The following is an 18571-nucleotide window of genomic DNA, read 5'->3' as shown; positions in this document are numbered from 1 at the left end:
TGCGCGGGCGCAGGCAGCAGTCAGATACATTGGATTGAAAAAATGAGTGAAAGCAAGGCAGAAGTTCCGGCGCGCGCCGGCGGGGAATTGATCGAATACGTCGCATCGTCGCTCCTTCCGACCCGGCATGGCGATTTCCGCATCCACGTCTATCGCGCCGTTGGCGAAACGGTGGAGCACACCGTGCTGGTCAAGGGCGATCTGAACGGACGGGAAAATGTGCTGGTGCGCGTGCATTCCGAGTGCCTGACCGGCGATGTGTTCGGCTCGATGCGCTGCGACTGCGGCGAACAGCTCGATGCGGCCATGGCCATGATCAACGAAGCTGGCGCGGGCGCCATTGTCTATCTGCGCGGCCACGAAGGCAGGGGCATCGGCTTGGCGAACAAGATCCGCGCCTATCAATTGCAGGATCAGGGGCGCGACACGGTGGAAGCGAATGTCGATCTCGGGCTGCCCGTGGACACGCGCGACTATCAGGCGGCGGCGCAGATTCTGCATCACATGGGCGTCACCTCCATCTGCCTGATCACGAACAACCCGGCGAAAATGGCGAAGCTGGAGGAAAGCGGCTTGCGCGTTGCCGAACGGATTCCCGTCCTGATCGAGCGCACGCCGCATAACACGGCCTACCTGCGCACCAAGCAGGAAAAACTCGGGCACATGCTGGATTTCGAGTGACTTCGGTTTCAGGCCGATTACATGGCCTGAAAGGTAAAAATCTGCAACAGAATTCCACGGCAGAATTTTCGTGGACTACCGACAAAACAGTCATTTCGGTCTGTGCCGGAATGACGCACCTCTGATTGGCCGCTACGCATTGTCGGACTGATCGGCAGCACGCACTCCTCAATATAAAAAACACATGAAACGTCTATTCCTCGCCCTCTCTTTCTTGGCATGCAGTATCGCATACAGCGCGGAGCCGATCCGCATCGGCATGATCGAAGGATTCTCCGGCCCTTTCGCCAATGCCGGCCAGGCCGTCATCCGCAACCTGCAGCTTGCGATCGAAAACGTCAACGCGCGCGGCGGCGTCAAGCTGCCCGACGGCGCGCATCCGCTGGCTTTGGTCACCTACGACAGCAAGCAAGGGGTGGAGGAAGCCTTGATCGGCCTGCGTCAAATGACCGACCAGCGCATCGGTGTTGTGGTGCAGGGAAACAGCTCGGCGGTCGCGGCGGCCCTGATCGATGCGGTCGAGAAGCACAATGCGCGCGTGCCGGATCAGCGCGTCCTGTTCCTGAATTATTCCGCCGTCGATCCGACGCTGACGAATGAAAAATGCAGCTTCTGGCATTTCCGCTTCGATGCGAATGCCGACATGCGCATGCACGCCTTGACCGAGGTCATCAAGACCGACGCCAGCGCCAAGCGCGTCTATCTAATCGGACAGGACTACAGCTTCGGGCAGCAGGTTGCAAAGGTGGCGCGCTCCCAGCTGGCGGCCAAGCGCCCCGACGTCGTCATCGCGGGCGATGAGCTGCATCCGATCGGCAAGATCAAGGACTTCACGCCCTACATCACGAAGATCAAGGCCAGCGGCGCGGACACGGTCATCACAGGCAACTGGGGAAACGACCTGACGCTGCTGGTGAAGGCGGCAAGGGAAGGCGGGCTCAACGTGAAGTTCTACACCTTCTACGGCAATGGCCTGGGTGCGCCCGCGGCAATCGGCGATGCCGGCGTCGGCCGCGTACGTGCGGTGGCCGAATGGCATCCGAATGCCGGGCAGGGCGTGAAGAATTCGGCGAGCGATGCGTTTTACAAGGCGTTCCGCCAGCGCTATCCGTCGCCGGAAGACGACTACGTCCACATGCGCATGCATCTAATGATCGAGATGCTGGCTACGGCCATCGAGAAGGCGCAGAGCACCGAGGCGGCGAAGGTGGCGAAGGCGATGGAAGGTGCGCGCTACCAGAACGCGTTCCACGAAGCGAGCATGCGCGCTACCGATCATCAGCTGATCCAGCCGCTCTACGTATCGGTCATGCAGAAAATAGCGGACGGCGCGATACGCTTCGACAATGAAGGCAGCGGTTACGGATTCAAGACTGAGCGCTACATCCCGGCGGCAGCCACCGCCTTGCCGACCAGCTGCCGGATGCGGCGCAGCGACTGATACGCACGTTCAGTTCAGCTTCCCGCTTCGGCCCGCGACGCTGTATCGTCCTGCGCCGAGGAATACAAGCGCAATCGCGGTCACCAGGAACATGCCCTGCAGTTCCAGCGACCAGCCCCCTTGCTTATTCAGCGTGAAAACCTCCGCGGCATGTACCAGCCAGATGGCGAACACCATGTTGACCGCAATGATCAGCGCAGCCAGTCGCGTCCATGCGCCGAAGATGAGCAGCAAGGGTGCCAGCACTTCACCGATGTACACCATGTAGCCGAAAGCCGCCGGCAATCCGGCATCCGTTGCCACCTTGAGAATGAAGGCGGGACCGCCGATCACCTTGGCAATCCCGTGCAAGAGGATCAGCACACCGAGTACCAGGCGCAGCAGCAGCTTGCCGAAATCCTCCGCCGGTTGACTATCGATCGTCGTTTCTTTCATCGCAACACTCCTTGTTATTGGATTGCGGTGCATGAGCGGATGCATGCTGGATGAAACATATTACTGTTGGGAAGATGCGATCACCTGGAGAATGTTCCTCGGTTTGTCGTGCATCAACATATCATCGAGAGTGGATGGATGCCTATCGATTCAACAGTCGATTCCACCACGATTTTTTCGACTCGACCGGTCCATTGTCCTTCTTTTTTGCGGTCGGCCCGGAAGCGACTTGCTTGTCGTATTCCAGCAGAAGTACCTTGCTTTCCAGCACCTTGATGACACTATCCTTGTCGGTGAGCCGCGCACGCAGTTCGCTCGTGACCTGATCCTTGATCCGGCGCAGTTCGCCTTCCAGCGCCAAGGCGCGCTCAAGCGAGCGGTTCTTCTCTTCGAGAATGGCGACCTTCACCTTGTCGCGCGCCGATTCATCATCCGATCCATTCGCGACATCGGGATAGAGCCGTCCGTATGTACGCAGCAGTTCCGAGGTGTCGATCCTGGTGTCACCCTCCGGAGAAACGGTCTTGCTGAGGCGGCCGCGCTCGATATCCCGATAGATCGTGGTGCGGTTTCTGTGTACGAGCTTCGCCGCCTCGGTAATTGAGACAAGTGCCATATGTTGCAAAAGGAGGCGCGACCCGCGACGATGCAGGTGCCATGGCTGGCCGCGATTACGTTGATGTAAATTGAACGTTCATTTGAACGTGCCGCCATTTAGACAATGTGCGTCGGCGCAGTTCCCGCAGCAGCTGATTGCGAGAATCGAAAGGAGATGGAGGAGGGATGGAATCCGATTTCGCCGATGAACCTTCCACCAGGAAAGCACGGGAAGCCATGCCGGAGGTCGCCGCGTGGATCGATTCGCTGCGCGAGGCATTCGGCAGGGAGCAAATCGATGCGTGCATCAGGATCGGGATCCGCGACGGCTCCTTCTGGGCGATGGAAAACGGGAGGACGATCGGTACGCCGCCGGCCGAAGCGCGAAGCCGCATCGAAAAGGAATGGCAGGAGTTGGGGCAGAAGAAAGAGCCGGGCGGAGAGGGCGGTCAGGCAGGGTGAGGGCAAATCAGAACAGACGCAACTGTGTCAGATCGAGCCGTGCTTGCTCTTTGAGCCAGCGTTTGGCCTCGGGGAGCGAAGCTGTTTCGCCGCGCAGCGTGCCGACTTCGCAGCGATACACGCCATCCCATTTGCCGCTTTCGCCGAGGCTGATGCGCCCGATGCGTTGGGTTCCATTCCACAGTGTGTGACACCGATATCCGCGCTGCCAAGTCAGCGCGTTCGCCTGCTTGTTCCGCTTCTTCCGTTCCATATGCCGTTCGTGACTTGCCGGGCGTAAATTATCCCTCAAATGGTCGCCGGGATATTGCCGTGATGCGAATTTTTGAACCGCGTGGAATCAGCTGCGGCATGTCACGATCATTCATGGCAAGCGGACATGGAAGCGTGCGACAGGCTTTCTGCCTGGCCGGCGCGGCTTGCTGCGGCAGACCTGCAAGGTGTGGCGCGAGTATTTCCGCCGCGATTTTCATCCGGATCAGCAGAGCGATCTCTTGCAACGCTGGCTGGAGGACAACGCCGGACAATATGCCCTGGTCAAGCCTGCCTGAACCTGCTTCACGTCCCTTGCGACAGCGCCTTCTCTATATCCCCGACGAGCTTCCGATCGTCCGGTGCGACGCGGCTCGAATAATCGGCCACGACCTTGCCTGTGCGGTCGATCAGGTATTTGTGAAAATTCCACTTCGGCGCGGTTCCCGTGGTGCGCGCCAGCGTGGCGTATAGCGGATTGGCGCGCGGACCCGTGACCGAGGACTTCGCAAACATCGGGAATTTCACGCCATAGGTGTTGTAGCAGAAGTCGGCAATCTCCTTGCTGCTGCCCGGCTCCTGCGAAAAGTCGTTTGACGGGAAACCGAGCACGACCAGTCCCTTGGTGCGGTACTTCGCATACAAGGCTTCGAGCCCCTCGTATTGCCCGGTGAAGCCGCAATAGCTTGCCGTATTCACCACCAGCATCACCTTCCCGGCAAACTGGCAGAGATTCTGCGGTGCCTCGTCCTGCAGCCGGTTGAAGCGATGGTCGAGTAGCGACGGACATGAAGCGGATGCAGGCGAGGGCGGCGACTGCGTCCATGACGAGTTGATCATGCCGAGGGACAGGGCAACAAGCAGGATGAAACACTTGAACATGACAATCTCCAGTTGGTATTCGTGAAATGCGCGCGCCGTTCCATGCCGAGACGGATCGTATCCGGAAATCGGCATTGCCGGATATCGATGCTCACATTCCCGGCGTGCAATCGGTGCAATGCTCGATCTCCGGCAGCCCGTGCAGCAGCTTGTCATCCGCATCGCGCAGGGCCGTGCGCAATCCTTCCTCGATCACCGGATGGTAGAACGGCATTTGCAGCATCTGGTCGATGCTCATGCGGTTCTGACAGGCCCACGCCAGCAAATGCGCCAGATGCTCCGCGCGCGGTCCGGTCATTTCGGCACCGAGAAAACGCCCCGATCCGTGTTCTGCATACACGCGCAACAAGCCGCGATTCTGCAGCATGACGCGGCTGCGCCCCTGATCTTCAAACGACACTTCACCGACGGCGAAGGAGCCAGGCTGCAGGTCGCGGTAACTCTCGCCGACAGCGGCAATCTGCGGATCGCAGAATACGATATTGAGCGGCGTACGCCGCAACCCGCGCCGCACGTCGGGATAGCGACCCGCATTGTCGCCGGCGATGCGTCCCTCATCGGCGGCTTCATGCAACAGCGGACGCTCGCCACTGACATCGCCCGCAATGAAAATTCCGCTATCGCCGCACTGCATCGTATGCGGGTCGGACAGCGGCACACCGCGTTCATCAAGCGCTATCGATAAATTTGCAAGGTCCAGATCGCGCAGATTCGGCACACGGCCCGAAGCGGCCAATACATGACCGTGATGCTCGATCCGCTCCTTGCCATCCGCATCGCGCGTGCGCAGTGCGACGCCATCGCCGTCCCGTTGCGCACCCAATACCTCCGTGTGCAGCCGCAGGTCGAGCTCGTCACCGAATATCCGCGCCGCGGCGTTGCGCACGGCCGGATCGGTCAAGGGCGCAATCCTGTCGTTGCGTCCGTATATCGTCACCCGCACGCCGAGCCGATGCAAGGCTTGCCCGAGTTCGCAACCGATCACTCCGGCACCGATAACCGCGATCGATTCCGGCAAATCATCCCATTCGAACACCTGATCGCTCACCAGCAAGCGGTCGGCGGCGTCGGCAAGTTCCGGCGGAAGCATGGGACTTGACCCCGTCGCGATCACGATGCTGGCTGCGTTGACGACAGTATGGTCATCCACCTGCAGGCTTTTTTCGCTGATGAAGCGCGCATATCCGCGCAAGCGATGTTCCGGCGGAATCCGCTGGACGCCTTCGAGCACGAAACGGACAAAACGGTCGCGTTCCGAGCGCACACGTGCCATGATCGCCTTGCCGTCGATACGCAGCGGCCCGGCATGAATGCCGAACGCGGGTGCGGCGCCAATCGCATGAGCCGCGTCGGCCGCGGCGATCAGCAACTTGCTCGGCATGCAACCGACGCGCGCGCAGGTGGTGCCATTGGGGCCGCCTTCGATCAGCACGACATTCCTGCCGTGCGATTTCGCCGCCTTGTACGCTGCAAGACCGGCAGTGCCGGCACCGATCACCGCGACATCGACATTCAATGTATTCATCTCGGCATTTCCTTCGGGCAGCGTATCCGTGCAAGAGCAGTTTGCACGCATGCGGATTGTGATGAGAATAGTTTATGTAGAGCGGACTTGTACGGATTGATCTTCAAAAGACATTCGTCTTCCGTCAAGTGAATAGAATGAAATTGTGAGACGGAGGGTCGGCGAAGGATTGCGACGGCAAGCATGTACGGAGGGATATATGGAAATCCTGCATGGCACATTGTTGGCAAAATACAAAGAGGTCGAAGACGCGCTTGATTTTGCGAAAACAGTGAACGAACAGCAATTGCGGCTCAAACAACGGCACACCGATTCTTACAACGTCGATGTCCATTGCAGCGCGATCGCGTTCGGACTTCGCGGTATCAGCAGAAAGATCGATGCGCTTGTGACGGCGCTTCAGCGGCGTGACAACCCGCACGCGGCGCGCTTTTTCGTATCGGTCAGGACCGCCAAACTGCAGGAAGCGCTGCGCGAATACAATGCCGCAACCGCCAGCGTAGCCCCATGGGAAATCTCGCTGGACGCCACCGTCAACTGTCTCGAACTGGCTTTTGGCGGTCTGGAATCGATTGAGGATGATATTTATGCCCATGAGCAAAGGTGGCAGTGATGGGCTTGGCTGGATTGGAGATGCTCAAATGACTTCCGCATAAAGTTCCGCATAATTTGCATTATGTAAAATAACATATCGCAAGAAACCGCAAGAAGCAATCCCGCCCACAATTTCGTTTGTTGAAGTAATCGTGTCCGATAGCTCGATGGATTGCCGCGTCTGGCCGAATCCGCATGTGATCTTCTGTGCCTTCTTCCAGCCAGCCTTTAGCGGCAAGCCGAGAAAAACACCAAAACACGATCGGGCCTGCACAAGCATCGACACCACATTCAACGCGGTCAAGCAACTCGACTTCGCGCGCAGACATCACCATCGAAATCAACGCACGAACGTGCCCAGTCCGCCGTCGTCAAAGTACTCGAGCACCACCTTCCCGGATGAGAAACTCGCCTTGGATATCGTGCCGGGTGGCGCGTTCTCGTTATTGAGCGTGAACGTGAAGACATCTCCATCCCAATGCGAAAGCGGATACGTCATCGGCTTTGGTCCAAGACGCAGCTCCAGCGAGCCCTGGTTGTTGACGACTTGCAGCGGGCCGTAGTAGTCGTTTTGATAGATGCCGACGTAAGACGAAAGCACCTTGGCCGGCGCCGGACTCACTGGTTTCGCAACGCCGACCAGCGATCCTTCCGGCGTTAAAAAGGGCGCGAATGCTTTCGTGAAAAACGCTTCCCAGTCGCGTTCCATGCGACCGAACTGGACCAGGTCCGCGAACTGTGCGGTCAATGTCTCGGGTATGCCGTAGGGGGCGGCATTCGTCAGGACGACGATCGCCACATCCGCTGACGGGATGGCCGTGAACGCGGTGGCTGCACCCAGTGCGAATGCGCCGGAATGGCTGATCATCATCCTTCCCGCCGCAGAAGTGCTGACGTTGAATCCATAGCCATAGAAGCCGGAACGTTCATCCATGCTGGAGGATGGAATGGAAACGATCTGCGGTGAGGTCGCCGGTTGCAATGCACTCGCATCCACCAGCTGGCGGCCGCCGACGGAACCATTGGCCAACAGGAACGCCAGCCATTTCGCCACGTCGTTGACCGATGAGGTCACGCCACCGGCAGGCGATTGCGCATCGGGCTCGCGCGCTACTCCGACGACAAAGCTGCCGTTCACCTTGACGTGCCCCACGGCGCGATTGGGGCGCGCTTGATAGTCGGCGAAACGGGAGCTGGTCGAATTCATTCCCAGAGGGTGGTAGATCGATTGTTCCGAGAGTGTTGCCCAGTCCACTCCCGCTGCGATAGCGACGGATTCTGCGGCGGCCGTCAGGCCGAAATTCGTGTAGGCATACGTCACGCGAAACGGCGTCAGCGGCGAGTACCGCAGGCGATTGAGTACCTGCGTACGGTCATAGCCGAGATCTTCCAGCTTGTCTCCGGCATGGGAAGGCAGGCCCGACCGGTGGGAATACAGGTCGCCGATGGTCATCTTTTCGCTGATGTAGGGATCGGCCAGCGAGAACGAAGGCAGGTTCGCTTGAACCGGCGTGTCCCATTTCACCCGCCCTGCGCCAACCTGCTGTGCCACCACGGTGGCGCCAATCGACTTCGACATCGATGCAAGCTGAAACACGGTATCCGCATCCACGAGTGCGGGATTGCCTGCCGCGCGCACGCCGAAGCCCTTGGCATACACGGTCTGTCCGCCATGCACCACGGCGACCGCCATTCCCGGAATGCCCGTTCGGGCCATGATGTCGGCCGCCATCGCGTCAAGTTGGCTGACGGCGCGATCGATCTGTCCCGCAGGAATGGGCACGCCCGAGCCTTGGCCCGGTGACTCGGAATCCGATGTATCGGTTGTGCTGGATGGGGATGCATTGCTGGAAACAGCCGCTACCGGTGCCATTCCTCCCCCGCCACAAGCCGTCAGCAATACGCCAAACAGTGCGAGCAATACGGCAGTACGCATGGCGTTATACATAGACGACCTCTGAGCGTGTGTTGATTTTCTTCCGAGAATGAATGAGGCGATCAACGGCCGTAAGCCCGGACGAATTATTTTCGAAGCATGTCTCACTCTAGCGGGCGGTGTATCGACAGCCAAGGAACGAGACTGCGACAAGATCCAGCAAATCTGATCTGTCGCAAGGCCTGCGGCGTCAGGTGATCTGCATGGAAATTAGTAACCGGCGCGAAATGCTGGCGGAAATTGCAAACTTCTCCATAAAAAACAAACCTTGGCGGACGCAGTGCTGGCTGTGATGAGACCAAAGTCCAATAGTGAGCACGAGTCCGGTTGGCTATGATTTTCTGTAATGGCGCATGGCATCCATCAACCCATCAGATGCACCGTCGCGCACCATTCTGTTCAGCGGTTTTATCGGGAAGCCCTGGATTTCTCGTTCTCGCGCGTCAAGGCGTCAAGCGCAGCGCAAATCTGGCGACGGTGACTTGCGAGGTCCGCAGCGGGGGCATGCGTGGCGTGATCGTTCAGATATATCTGCCCCTGGCCGACGAGGCAGTGGTCTCCCGGCCCGCCGGCATGCTCGCGAAAGGAAGCGATATCTTGCGCTGATCATGAAGGACGGTCGGATCTGCAAGAACAAGCTTTGATCGTCGCAAAATCGGAAGGATCGAATATGCGTTGGTTCTACATGTCGGTGGTTACCCTGCTCATCGTAGCGACGCTGATTTTCGCGTTGCAGAATTTTCAGGTCGTCACAGTGTCTTTCCTCGGCCTCAGCATCAGCGCCCCGCTCGCGATTCTTGTCGCTGTCATCTATTTGCTCGGCATGGTCACTGGCGGCGGCGCATGGTCGCTCATACGATGGGCGCTGGAAGGATCAAAGAAGACCTGGGTGGACAAGGGGCGGCCATTGTGATCCGTCGGTCTAAACAGGTATGCAAAAGTTTTTTGACATCGAATTCATCTCCGCTAGCTGGCCAATTCGTAGGGTGCGTTCCACGCACCGTCTCACCTGGCACGGGCCAATGTCGTCCAGTTGCGAGAGGCGAACGGTGCGTGGAACGCACCCTACGGCATGTCAAAAAACTTTTGCGGACCTGCTTAGAAAAGGACTGCGTCGATCTTCGTGATGTGAGGCGCGACACGCAAGGCCTCTTCGCATTGTCGCTCGATGACAGCGGCAACGCGCGTCATCATCGAGGCTTCCGCACCCTCCTCCGCCAACTCGCTCATCAGCGTCGGCAGCGCCTGCTTGCACGCTTGCGCGAGGCGCTTTACCTCGCCCGCCACCAGGCGCGGATGCAGATTGTTTTCATGCGCGAGTTGGGCCCAGTCGTAGGCGGAAATCGCGACGGGGTCGAAATTGTCGCCAATCGCCATGGCCAATGAATCGAGCACGCCGTCGCCGGCAAAGACCAGTCCGCTGACGAGATCGTAGGTCGGCGCAAGCTGCAACCCGCGCACGCTGCTGAAGAAGCTGAGATTCTTCGCGTGCGCATCCGTGTTTCCGATGAGCACCTGAAAGATCACCCAGCGCAGGAATTCCAGTTGCGCGACACCGGGCGCAGGAATTTTCGTTTTGTCGCTCAGGAGACTGAAAAAACGCCTGAGGGATGCGCCGTCTCGAATATTTTTGACATGCTCCCCATCGCCGTAGGGACGTTCGTACTTGAAGTCGACGGGCAACCCCAGCGCCTGACAGCCGTCGATGCAGTGAAGGCGTTGGACCTCCATCCGGCCTGCCCTTCCCTCCTTCAGCTTGCGGTCAAAACGTTCAATCACCAGCACCGGTTCCGGCACGTGCCTGAGGCTGGCCTTCGCGGCGGGCAGCTTGAGCGCGTGCGCCAGTCGCAGGCACATCAGCTCATTGGTTGTCATGCCGGCCATCTGCTGTCGAACCGGTTCCGGCTTCAGGATGAGGGTTGACGCCAGCGTCGGATCTTCCACAAGAAACCATTGCCCTTCATGCTCGTATACCGCGAGCTTGTCCTGATAGCCGGCGATGGACAGGCGTACCTTGCCATCCCAGACCGTGAATGGCTCCGAGGGGCGGTGCCGAATCCGCTCGGACAATTCCGCGTCGGACAACAGGCGCGGCGATACTTCGATTCGATCAGGACGTTCGTCAGGGAGCGAGATCACCAATGCGCCGGCGGTTTCCCGCCCGAGCGCATGGAGAAGGCCGAGCACGTTTGCCTTGGAGACATTGCTCACGCGTGCCGCGTCATCCAGCGCCTGGCCTTCGGGCAACAGGTTCTGAAAAAACTGGCGAACCGCCGCGCTGTGCTGCTCCGGCGTTTCCTGCGGGGTTTGCGTCAGCGGCAAGGAGGGGCACAGGGCAAATCGCTGGTCCCATTCCAGCCACGCCGGGGCATACTCAAACGCGAATCGCCCGGTGGCACCGTCATAGGACAAATCACCGATCCTGTGTTCCTGAGTCCAGACAGCCAGCTTCATTCGGTGCCCTCATTGAGATGGGCAAGCTGATGGCGAATCTGCTCGCGGCGGGAGGATGGAATTGCAAAAAAACTGACACCGATGGCATCCGCGATCTGCAGCACCTTGCCGAGGCTGACTCCCGGCTTTCCAGCCTCGACATCCACAAGCGTCTGCAGCGACACCCTGGCGAGGAGCGCGGCATCGGCGAGTCGAAGTCCGGCTTGCGTCCGCGCGGCTTTGATCGCTTGCGCGACCACTGCGGTGGTGTCAATGAAGGGGTCTTTGGGGAAAGACGTTGGCCGTATCGTTTTCATGGATTCCGCCTTTAATTCTGCAATAGCAGAATTTTATGGCGAATCCAGTTTGGTCGCAAGGTAAATTCTACTATGGCAGAATTATTTGAAAACCAAGGGTGATCTCACTATTAAATTCTGAAATAGCAGAATTTATAGACCAAAGAAACAGCGAAAATCATTCACTCCATTGACTGCCATTCGCATCAAAAGTCGATCAGGAAACCAAGGCCGATGCTTTGTTGATAACTGTTGTAGTCGATGAGCGACTGGCCATAGCCTGAAAAGAACTGGATATAGCCCTTCAGCTGCTCTGACAGCGGGAAGCCCCAGCCCAGCTGCACGGCGCCTTTGCCGGTGTCGAAGTTGCGCCGGGCAAGAACCGAAAAATCATGGCCGCGCCAGCGGTAGTTGGCGATGAGGTCGCCGCGTCCCATGTAATCGACGATATCCGGGTTGTCATCCTCGCTCTGATTTTCATGGAAGCGGTGCCAGACGCGCGCCAGCACATTGAAGTCGCCGCGCTCGAAGCCGGCTTGTACATAGACGCGGTTCCAGCTGCGCGACAGGCTCCCAGACTGGCCATTGGATTGGTGCACCAGTCCCACATTGACGAAGCGGGTGTGCAGCCCGAGCAAGTCGAAATTGAGCGGCGTGACGAACATCACCTCGGGCTGATAGTTGGTTTCCCTGAACGGGCTGGACGCATCGCTGTTGTATGCCTGCCAGAAACTGCGCTGTGTGTACCCGAACCACAGATCGCTCTTGTTGATCACGTTTTCCAGTGCCTTGACCTTGAAGCCGAGCTGGAACGAAAGTTCCGTGTTTGAAACCTTCGGGTTGTCGGGATCAAGCGCGATGAGCGGCTCGAAAGGCGCGACGTTCGGATCGCGGCTGGTGTTAGCCAACAGCACGTAGTTTGGCGTGTGTGGACGGAATGCGAAGGTTCCGCGCTTGTGTGCGTCGTCCAATTCCCAATGCTTGACGAGGCTGAAGGGTTCTTCCTGCAGTCTTTTCTCTTCCGCGATCGCAGTTTCCGCAGCCGGCGCTGCTGCGTTCGCGGCATCCGCCGGTGCATCGCTTGCGCGCTCGGCAAGGCGGTCATAGCATTCCAGCCGCAGCTTGTTCTCGGCGACGCGCGCGCAATCCGCGAACGCAGCTGATTGATCCGCGGCGAAAGCGGAACCGCTGAACAACAAGGAAAGAATGATCAATCGTGGATAGGGTGGATGGTGATATGTCATGTGTCTGAACCGGGTATGCGATCGCCGCGCTGAATGATAATTTTCTACGGCAATCGTAGCAATTATTCGTGATCTGTTGCACTCACGAAAATATGCTCCTCGCATAGTGCTGTAAACATAGTCTGCAGACAAGCTTTCCGGCGGAATTAGACATGGATCAATGACGCAGCACAAGGCGAAAACGCAATGCGCGGCCGCGAGTAAGCTATCGAGCTGAAAGCACAACATTGTAAAAATTCAAAGCCTTGCGGCAATGGAAAAGGGGAATCCATGCTGCCGCACCGCGTGTGCCGCGAAGGACTTGCCATGACTGACCGCACTCCCCGCCTTCTTCTCTCCATACTGCTGGTCTGCATCTCGGCACACGTCGATGCGACAACCATCTACCGATACAAGATGCCCGACGGTTCGACCTTGTATTCGCAGACCGCGCCGAGAGGCGGAAAGCAGGCGGGCATTGTCCGCGTGCCCCCCATGAGCCGCGCCGAAACCGAGGCCCAAGGTGTTGCCAAACGCAAGCTGGAGCAGGACATGGCGCGTGCGGATCGGCTTGCCGTACTGCGCAGCATCAGTCTTGCTGCGGCGTACAACGATGTCTGCAGAGCATCGCAGCGAATGCAAACGGCGCGGTATGCATACATGCACGGTCTGGTTCCCGGTCCGGGTGAAAGGCAAGGCACTGTGGGACGCTTCAACCGCTTGAACGAGGCGTACTGGGAACGCATTCGCGACTTGCAGCAAGAGATCGATTTGTCGGAACTGGATCTGGATCGGGCGCGAACAGAATATGAGCGCCTGAAGTAAGCGGAGTAAGAGCGGACCGCAGTCGCGATTGCAATGACCGTATTCGACGGTCTGCAATTGGCAATCGAATATCGTGGGCGATAGCGGATTATCACGTGCTGGAATCGAACGAAGCCTTACGGGCGGTCCTGAATCTGCTCGCTTGATCCGCAGTGCGGAACAAAGCATGTTCAAGCACCAATCTTCGTTACCAGTTGGTCAGGAAACGCCAAAAATATCGTCGTAAAAGCGAAATTTAATCTTTAATCGAAGCAACCAATAGCGAGGCAGTCTGTCCTAGGAATGAATACCGGAAACGTTGTCCGCAGCACAGATTCCAGCATTGTGCGATCCGGACAAGCCTCTCTGACAGGACTGATCAATGCCAAGCTTTTCAAAAGTGTATCAATCGTCGAAGAACATCTACGTGCGCGTCGCGTTCCTGCTGCTGATCGCGATCGGCGCGGTTGCTGCGGTCGTCTACAAGCCGACGGTATTGCCGAAGGCCGCGCCTGTGGTGCACTCGCAGGACATTTCGCAAATCACCGCACTGGCTGCCAACAAGAGCCGGCTTGAATACCTGCTGCTCGCCAATCCCTTGTCGGATTTCCCGCGTTACGTGTACAAGTACCGGAGCGATGAAACGATTCACGTCGTGAAAGTGCCCAGCACATCGCATGCCAATCTCGAGCGTGAAGTGCTGCTGAAGAACGCGATCCCCTACTCCATCGCCAAGGAAGAATTCCTGGCGTCGAACACGGCGATCCTCGAAGACGAACAATCGAAAACCGGCTTCGCTGCCGAGGCCGGCACTTTCTTCCTGCGCAACGCCATTGGTATCGCGCTGCTGGTTTTCCTCTTCTTTGCCTTGCGCAAAGGCATTCCCGGCATGACGGGCGCCAGCGCATCGGTGATCAAGCCTGACAGCCTGAAGGGCAGCATGGACGACCTGGTCGGCATGGAGGACATCAAGCAGGAAGTCGCGCACCTGGAAGAGATGATCCGCAACCGCAGCCTTTATCGTTCGCACAACATCGACAAGCCGTTCAATGTCATGCTGACCGGGCCGGCGGGCACCGGCAAGACCAAGCTGGCAGGCTATCTGGCCAAGAAGCTGGACATTCCCCTGATCCAGGCATCCGGCTCGGGTCTGGAGTCGGGCTTTGTCGGCGGCGGTTCCAAGGCGCTCAATGCGATTTACAAAAAGGCATGCAAGGAAGGCCGCTGCATCATCTTCCTCGACGAAGCGCAGAGCCTCTTCATGCCGCGCGGACGCGGCGACAAGAAGTGGGATGACGACACCGCCAACACGCTGCTCGGCCTGCTCGACGGCATCAAGAGCGATGAAGGTGCGGGCATCATCTGGGTGGTGGCGTCCAACTTCGATGATGTCAACATGCAAATGGACGAGGCGATGCTGCGCCGCTTCTCGGTGAAGATCAACTTCCGTCTGCCGAACCGATCGGAGCGTCACGAATTGCTGAACGTGTTCCTGTCGAAGAAGGATCAAGGCTGCGTGAACTGGTCGGACATGAACCTCGACTATGTGGCGGACATTACGGCCAACCTCAGCCCGGCGCTGGTGGAAACCGTGGTCGATCGCGCCAGCATGATCGCGATTCAGGAAAAGACCGTGATCACGACGGACGTGCTGTTCCGCGCATTCGAACGCGCATCGATCGGCATGACCGACCGCGCCACGACTGCGGAAAAAGACAAGCAGCGCGAACGCGTGGCATTGCACGAACTCGGCCACTTCTTCATGCAGATCGATCCGTACCTGCGCCAAGGCATGAGCTGGGAGGAAGTGAAGGAAAAATCGCATCTGCTCAAGATCAGCACCGAATCGGTCTCCAAGATCGGCGCGCTGGGCTATGTTCTTTCTTCGGGTGAAGACGTGTCGCTGCAGACGCTGGAAGAGATGGAGCAGGACATCATGCAGCTGTACGGCGGCGTTGCGGCGGAAGAACTGTTCTACGGCGCACGCGGTATCTCGGTCGGCAGCCAGAACGACATCCAGAAGGTCACGGCCAAGCTCGACCTCATGGTCAACCGCCTGTCGATGTATTCGCGCTCCAAGCTCGATTACACGCAACTGCAAGGCGATGGTTCGCGCGACGAGGCAGTCAAGCAGGTCGAGGGCAAGGCGGACGAGCTGTATACCCGCACGCTGGACGCCATCAAGGGTTACAAGGACATCATGGTGGCGCTGAAAGGCACATTGCTCGATCGTTATGTGTTATCGAAGGACGAAGTGTTTGCCTTGCTGGCTGACTTGACGGAGCCGCAAGACTACGCCAAGGCAGCCTGACGCCCTCCTTTCGAGACGCCCCTCTGCCGAGACAAACGGCCGCAACGCAGCATTGATCGCTGCCTTGCGGCCGTCCTGCTTTTGATGATGCGATCAGAGCGGAAAAGTCTTCCTCATTGCGGTGTCTATCGCATCGAGCAACTCTTGGTCGCCAAACGGTTTGCAAAGAAAGTCGGAGACACCGGCATCGATGCACTCCTCGCGAATATCCGAATCGTCATCGGCGGAAATGATCACGGTAGGAATATGCACGCCAACGAAAGCCGGGTCGCGCAGCACGTCGAATCCGCTCATGCCCGGCATGTGCAGGTCGAGAACGACGCAGTCGTAACTGCAGTACGGCAAGGTGTCCAGGAACTCCCGCGCAGTGGCGAACATCCGTGCATCGCGGCCCGCGGCGCGAACCAGCCGCAGCAGCGCCTTGCGCACAGAAACCTCGTCGTCCACGACGGCAATCACGGTGGAGCGTATGGATGTCATACCACCTTATACAAGCCAGGCGCGCAATGCGTAATTGGACCTTGGTCTAACAGCTTGTCGCCAGACTATCGGTAATTTGTTAAGCCGCTTTGCGGCAGCGCCGATTACCCTATGTGCTGACTTTTGGCAAAACGCAAGTTGGAGATTGACCATTCTCACGGAGAGAGAACGTCCCCGCCGTAGTCTTTCTACATACCGCTTCAGGACGACAACTTTCTATTGGGGATGGATATGGTCAAACACTTCACCCGCGCGTGGGGAATGCGCGCATTCGTACCGGCCTTATTCGGTTTGCTGTTGGCGGCGTGCGGCGGCGGTGGAGGAAGCGGCGGTGCATCCGGCAACCCATCGCCTAGCTCGTCGACCGCAAACACCTCCGGCGGAACAGGCGGCACATCGACAGACTCCCCCGGCACTGGAACAGGAGGAACGACTACGCCTGGCACAACTACAACCGATCCGAGTTCATCAACGCCAACGCCCAGCCCCACTGCCCGCTTCTACGCCCCTCGAGGCATCACCTCCGATAGCCAAGGAAATTTATATGTCGCCGATGGCGGAAACTATGTCATCCGCAAAATCACACCCAATCTCAAGGTCAGCACGATTGCGGGAACAGTCGGAGTGAAAGGCAATGTTGATGGTCCTGCCGCAAGCGCCCAGTTCACGGATTTGCGCAGCATTACGGTTTCGCCGAGCGGCACGCTATACGTCGTTGATCAGTACGCCATTCGGGCGCTATCCACAGATGGCGTGGTTACTACCTTGGCAGGCAATGTCAATGAATATGGGTATGACGATGCAGTGGGCAGTGCAGCCCGGTTTAATACTCTGGGCAATCTAGCGGTCGGCAAAGATGGAACGATTTATGTTACCGCCAACGATGCGGTCCGCAAGCTGACTCCCGATGGCGCAGTGAGCACTGTGCTTAATGCTCGATTGCCGATGTGGGGGCTCAGCGGATTAACAATTGATGGCCATGACAACTTGTACGTAGGGGATTGGTATGGCATTTGGAAGTTGAGCCCGAGGGGAGAGCTGAGTTTGTTTGCTGGAGGTAAAAAGGATGGTAACTCGATGAGTCGCGATGGAACCGGATCTGATGCCGTACTCGTCGATATACGAAATATGACGATAGATAAAGTAGGGGTTCTTTATATTACCGAGAGTCAAGTGGAAGGTCCTATGTGCAGTGGCACTCACAGTGTCGTCCGTAAGATCGATCAAAACGGTGTTGTTACCACAATTGCGGGAAAACCTTATGACTGCTTCAATTCTCCGGGGAGCAGTGATGGACAAGGGCGAACTGCGAACTTCTTTTATCCGGAGGGGATCACCGCCAATATCGATGGCAACCTCTATGTTGCAGACAACAGCAACGAATTGATTCGGCGGGTTACGCCAGATGGAATGGTAACGACCATTGCCGGGAAAGCCCGCGAACAAGGAAGCTCTGACTAACTAACGTTAATTTTTTCTCTATGTACATAAAAGGCGTCTACTTAACAGGCGCCTTTTAGTGTCAGGGGGAGATGTGTCGAGCTTCGGACACGCAACCCCATCATACATACACTGGAATTTATTTCCGATTGCCCCATTAGCAGGGTTCGACGGCATGCCGAGCAGAATATTGTCATGCCCATAGTAAATAATCGTAAGCAAACGACCGCGCCATTCGCCGCCACTGGGCGCTGGTGTGCTGTGCCTTCGCCTTTTGCTGGTGGCACAAGACGCTCACCGCGCTTGCTGGCGCCGAACCGCTGGTCCAAGCACAAGCCGCGCCTGTGCAGCATTGCAATTCTTTCTGCCCGAATCGACCTGGGAGGTCGACGCGATCACGGCACGCACGTTGCAATTGCGCGGGGCCGATCCGCTGACCGCCTCCACCGCCGATGGCGTGCTCGTCATCGACGACACCGGCGACCGCAAGGATGGCTGCGCCACCGACCATGTCGCGCGCCAGTACCTCGGTTCGGTCGGCAAGATCGATAACGGCATCGTCGCCGTTACCACGCGCAAGACCCTGCGTTCCAGACCAAGCCGCAAATCGCCTTGTCCCTGGTCGAGCGCGCACAGGCGGCCGGCATTGCGTTCAAGGCGATCGTGGCCGATTGCTTTTACGGCGATAACAACGCGCTCGAAGCCGTTTTGCGGCAGCGCCGATTACCCTCTGTGCTGACTTTTGGCAAAACGCAAGTTGGAGATTGACCATTCTCACG

At 58.0% G+C, this 18571-nt stretch carries 20 protein-coding genes and 1 pseudogene; 10 read left to right on the top strand and 11 right to left on the bottom strand.

Annotation, left to right across the window (positions count from 1 at the left end):
* Nucleotides 1–42: 42 nt before the first annotated feature.
* Nucleotides 43–681, top strand: coding sequence for a GTP cyclohydrolase II (ribA, locus tag D3870_RS08780; RefSeq protein WP_119738344.1), 639 nt, complete (start codon nt 43–45; stop codon nt 679–681).
* A 184-nt stretch (nt 682–865) separates the two neighbouring features.
* A complete protein-coding gene (locus D3870_RS08775; RefSeq protein WP_119738342.1) occupies nt 866–2122 on the top strand; it encodes an ABC transporter substrate-binding protein in 1257 nt (418 codons plus the stop codon).
* A 9-nt stretch (nt 2123–2131) separates the two neighbouring features.
* On the opposite strand, the gene D3870_RS08770 is transcribed toward D3870_RS08775, so the two are convergent.
* Together D3870_RS08770 and D3870_RS08765 are read right to left on the bottom strand one after the other, a co-directional pair.
* On the bottom strand, nt 2132–2557 hold the full coding sequence (locus D3870_RS08770; RefSeq protein ID WP_119738341.1) for a DoxX family protein: 426 nt from the start codon (nt 2555–2557) through the stop codon (nt 2132–2134).
* A 142-nt stretch (nt 2558–2699) separates the two neighbouring features.
* A complete protein-coding gene (locus D3870_RS08765) occupies nt 2700–3173 on the bottom strand; it encodes a hypothetical protein (RefSeq protein WP_119738339.1) in 474 nt (157 codons plus the stop codon).
* A 167-nt stretch (nt 3174–3340) separates the two neighbouring features.
* On the opposite strand from D3870_RS08765, the gene D3870_RS08760 reads away from it, so the two are divergent.
* Nucleotides 3341–3616, top strand: a complete 276-nt coding sequence (locus D3870_RS08760; protein WP_199710580.1) for a hypothetical protein — start codon at nt 3341–3343, stop codon at nt 3614–3616.
* A 7-nt stretch (nt 3617–3623) separates the two neighbouring features.
* Here D3870_RS08760 and D3870_RS08755 read toward each other — a convergent pair whose 3' ends face one another.
* The gene (locus D3870_RS08755; RefSeq protein WP_119738337.1) at nt 3624–3869 is read right to left on the bottom strand and encodes a hypothetical protein; all 246 of its coding nucleotides are present in this window, start codon (nt 3867–3869) and stop codon (nt 3624–3626) included.
* Nucleotides 3870–4035: 166 nt separating this feature from the next.
* On the opposite strand from D3870_RS08755, the gene D3870_RS23045 reads away from it, so the two are divergent.
* Nucleotides 4036–4167, top strand: a complete 132-nt coding sequence (locus tag D3870_RS23045; RefSeq protein WP_277986351.1) for a hypothetical protein — start codon at nt 4036–4038, stop codon at nt 4165–4167.
* Between the two features lie 7 nt (nt 4168–4174).
* On the opposite strand, the gene D3870_RS08750 is transcribed toward D3870_RS23045, so the two are convergent.
* Both D3870_RS08750 and D3870_RS08745 read right to left on the bottom strand, forming a co-directional pair.
* On the bottom strand, nt 4175–4750 hold the full coding sequence (locus tag D3870_RS08750; RefSeq protein WP_119741881.1) for a glutathione peroxidase: 576 nt from the start codon (nt 4748–4750) through the stop codon (nt 4175–4177).
* Between the two features lie 91 nt (nt 4751–4841).
* Nucleotides 4842–6275 (bottom strand): dihydrolipoyl dehydrogenase, encoded by a 1434-nt coding sequence (locus tag D3870_RS08745; RefSeq protein ID WP_119741879.1) that lies wholly within the window; start codon nt 6273–6275, stop codon nt 4842–4844.
* A gap of 199 nt (nt 6276–6474) precedes the next feature.
* On the opposite strand from D3870_RS08745, the gene D3870_RS08740 reads away from it, so the two are divergent.
* Nucleotides 6475–6888, top strand: a complete 414-nt coding sequence (locus tag D3870_RS08740; RefSeq protein WP_119738335.1) for a hypothetical protein — start codon at nt 6475–6477, stop codon at nt 6886–6888.
* 24 nt (nt 6889–6912) lie between these two features.
* On the opposite strand, the gene D3870_RS08735 is transcribed toward D3870_RS08740, so the two are convergent.
* Nucleotides 6913–7173, bottom strand: a complete 261-nt coding sequence (locus D3870_RS08735; RefSeq protein WP_119738333.1) for a hypothetical protein — start codon at nt 7171–7173, stop codon at nt 6913–6915.
* A gap of 36 nt (nt 7174–7209) precedes the next feature.
* Nucleotides 7210–8805 carry a serine hydrolase gene (locus D3870_RS08730; protein WP_119741877.1) on the bottom strand — a complete coding sequence of 532 codons (1596 nt, stop codon included), beginning with the start codon at nt 8803–8805 and terminating at the stop codon, nt 7210–7212.
* A 670-nt stretch (nt 8806–9475) separates the two neighbouring features.
* Between D3870_RS08730 and D3870_RS08725 the strand changes: the two genes are divergently transcribed.
* The gene (locus D3870_RS08725) at nt 9476–9718 is read left to right on the top strand and encodes a LapA family protein (RefSeq protein WP_119741875.1); all 243 of its coding nucleotides are present in this window, start codon (nt 9476–9478) and stop codon (nt 9716–9718) included.
* A 185-nt stretch (nt 9719–9903) separates the two neighbouring features.
* Here D3870_RS08725 and D3870_RS08720 read toward each other — a convergent pair whose 3' ends face one another.
* From D3870_RS08720 to D3870_RS08710, 3 genes are all read right to left on the bottom strand, one after another.
* Entirely contained in the window at nt 9904–11259 is a 1356-nt protein-coding gene (locus D3870_RS08720; protein ID WP_119738331.1) for a HipA domain-containing protein, read from the bottom strand.
* Nucleotides 11256–11555, bottom strand: coding sequence for a helix-turn-helix domain-containing protein (locus D3870_RS08715; protein ID WP_119738330.1), 300 nt, complete (start codon nt 11553–11555; stop codon nt 11256–11258). Before D3870_RS08715 ends, D3870_RS08720 begins: the two co-directional genes overlap by 4 nt.
* A 185-nt stretch (nt 11556–11740) precedes the next feature.
* Entirely contained in the window at nt 11741–12778 is a 1038-nt protein-coding gene (locus D3870_RS08710; RefSeq protein WP_119738328.1) for a phospholipase A, read from the bottom strand.
* Nucleotides 12779–13084: 306 nt separating this feature from the next.
* Here D3870_RS08710 and D3870_RS08705 point away from each other — a divergent pair, with 306 nt between their 5' ends.
* Together D3870_RS08705 and D3870_RS08700 are read left to right on the top strand one after the other, a co-directional pair.
* Nucleotides 13085–13582 (top strand): DUF4124 domain-containing protein, encoded by a 498-nt coding sequence (locus D3870_RS08705; RefSeq protein WP_158590414.1) that lies wholly within the window; start codon nt 13085–13087, stop codon nt 13580–13582.
* A gap of 361 nt (nt 13583–13943) precedes the next feature.
* Nucleotides 13944–15872 carry an AAA family ATPase gene (locus D3870_RS08700; RefSeq protein WP_119738324.1) on the top strand — a complete coding sequence of 643 codons (1929 nt, stop codon included), beginning with the start codon at nt 13944–13946 and terminating at the stop codon, nt 15870–15872.
* Between the two features lie 93 nt (nt 15873–15965).
* On the opposite strand, the gene D3870_RS08695 is transcribed toward D3870_RS08700, so the two are convergent.
* Entirely contained in the window at nt 15966–16319 is a 354-nt protein-coding gene (locus D3870_RS08695) for a response regulator transcription factor (protein WP_158590413.1), read from the bottom strand.
* 258 nt (nt 16320–16577) lie between these two features.
* On the opposite strand from D3870_RS08695, the gene D3870_RS08690 reads away from it, so the two are divergent.
* Together D3870_RS08690 and D3870_RS08685 are read left to right on the top strand one after the other, a co-directional pair.
* Nucleotides 16578–17813, top strand: a complete 1236-nt coding sequence (locus D3870_RS08690; protein ID WP_147375752.1) for an NHL domain-containing protein — start codon at nt 16578–16580, stop codon at nt 17811–17813.
* Nucleotides 17814–18079: 266 nt separating this feature from the next.
* Nucleotides 18080–18530 (top strand): annotated as a pseudogene (locus D3870_RS08685) (transposase); the annotation flags it as partial.
* Nucleotides 18531–18571 lie beyond the last annotated feature (41 nt).

The sequence above is a fragment of the Noviherbaspirillum cavernae genome, from assembly GCF_003590875.1.
Classification (GTDB): domain Bacteria; phylum Pseudomonadota; class Gammaproteobacteria; order Burkholderiales; family Burkholderiaceae_D; genus Noviherbaspirillum; species Noviherbaspirillum cavernae.
Note: the sequence above shows the minus strand (reverse complement) of the source record. Positions and strands in the feature narration are given on the sequence as shown.

Excerpts from the sequence above, each read along its gene's own strand:
- D3870_RS08750 (WP_119741881.1), bottom strand. The coding sequence starts at position 4,750 with ATGTTCAAGTGTTTCATCCTGCTTGTTGCCCTGTCCCTCGGCATGATC.
- D3870_RS08700 (WP_119738324.1), top strand. The coding sequence starts at position 13,944 with ATGCCAAGCTTTTCAAAAGTGTATCAATCGTCGAAGAACATCTACGTG.
- D3870_RS08745 (WP_119741879.1), bottom strand. The coding sequence starts at position 6,275 with ATGAATACATTGAATGTCGATGTCGCGGTGATCGGTGCCGGCACTGCC.
- D3870_RS08770 (WP_119738341.1), bottom strand. The coding sequence starts at position 2,557 with ATGAAAGAAACGACGATCGATAGTCAACCGGCGGAGGATTTCGGCAAG.
- D3870_RS08705 (WP_158590414.1), top strand. The coding sequence starts at position 13,085 with ATGACTGACCGCACTCCCCGCCTTCTTCTCTCCATACTGCTGGTCTGC.
- D3870_RS08730 (WP_119741877.1), bottom strand. The coding sequence starts at position 8,805 with ATGCGTACTGCCGTATTGCTCGCACTGTTTGGCGTATTGCTGACGGCT.
- D3870_RS08775 (WP_119738342.1), top strand. The coding sequence starts at position 866 with ATGAAACGTCTATTCCTCGCCCTCTCTTTCTTGGCATGCAGTATCGCA.
- D3870_RS08725 (WP_119741875.1), top strand. The coding sequence starts at position 9,476 with ATGCGTTGGTTCTACATGTCGGTGGTTACCCTGCTCATCGTAGCGACG.
- ribA (WP_119738344.1), top strand. The coding sequence starts at position 43 with ATGAGTGAAAGCAAGGCAGAAGTTCCGGCGCGCGCCGGCGGGGAATTG.
- D3870_RS08760 (WP_199710580.1), top strand. The coding sequence starts at position 3,341 with ATGGAATCCGATTTCGCCGATGAACCTTCCACCAGGAAAGCACGGGAA.
- D3870_RS08690 (WP_147375752.1), top strand. The coding sequence starts at position 16,578 with ATGGATATGGTCAAACACTTCACCCGCGCGTGGGGAATGCGCGCATTC.
- D3870_RS08740 (WP_119738335.1), top strand. The coding sequence starts at position 6,475 with ATGGAAATCCTGCATGGCACATTGTTGGCAAAATACAAAGAGGTCGAA.
- D3870_RS08755 (WP_119738337.1), bottom strand. The coding sequence starts at position 3,869 with ATGGAACGGAAGAAGCGGAACAAGCAGGCGAACGCGCTGACTTGGCAG.
- D3870_RS08720 (WP_119738331.1), bottom strand. The coding sequence starts at position 11,259 with ATGAAGCTGGCTGTCTGGACTCAGGAACACAGGATCGGTGATTTGTCC.
- D3870_RS08765 (WP_119738339.1), bottom strand. The coding sequence starts at position 3,173 with ATGGCACTTGTCTCAATTACCGAGGCGGCGAAGCTCGTACACAGAAAC.
- D3870_RS08710 (WP_119738328.1), bottom strand. The coding sequence starts at position 12,778 with ATGACATATCACCATCCACCCTATCCACGATTGATCATTCTTTCCTTG.
- D3870_RS08715 (WP_119738330.1), bottom strand. The coding sequence starts at position 11,555 with ATGAAAACGATACGGCCAACGTCTTTCCCCAAAGACCCCTTCATTGAC.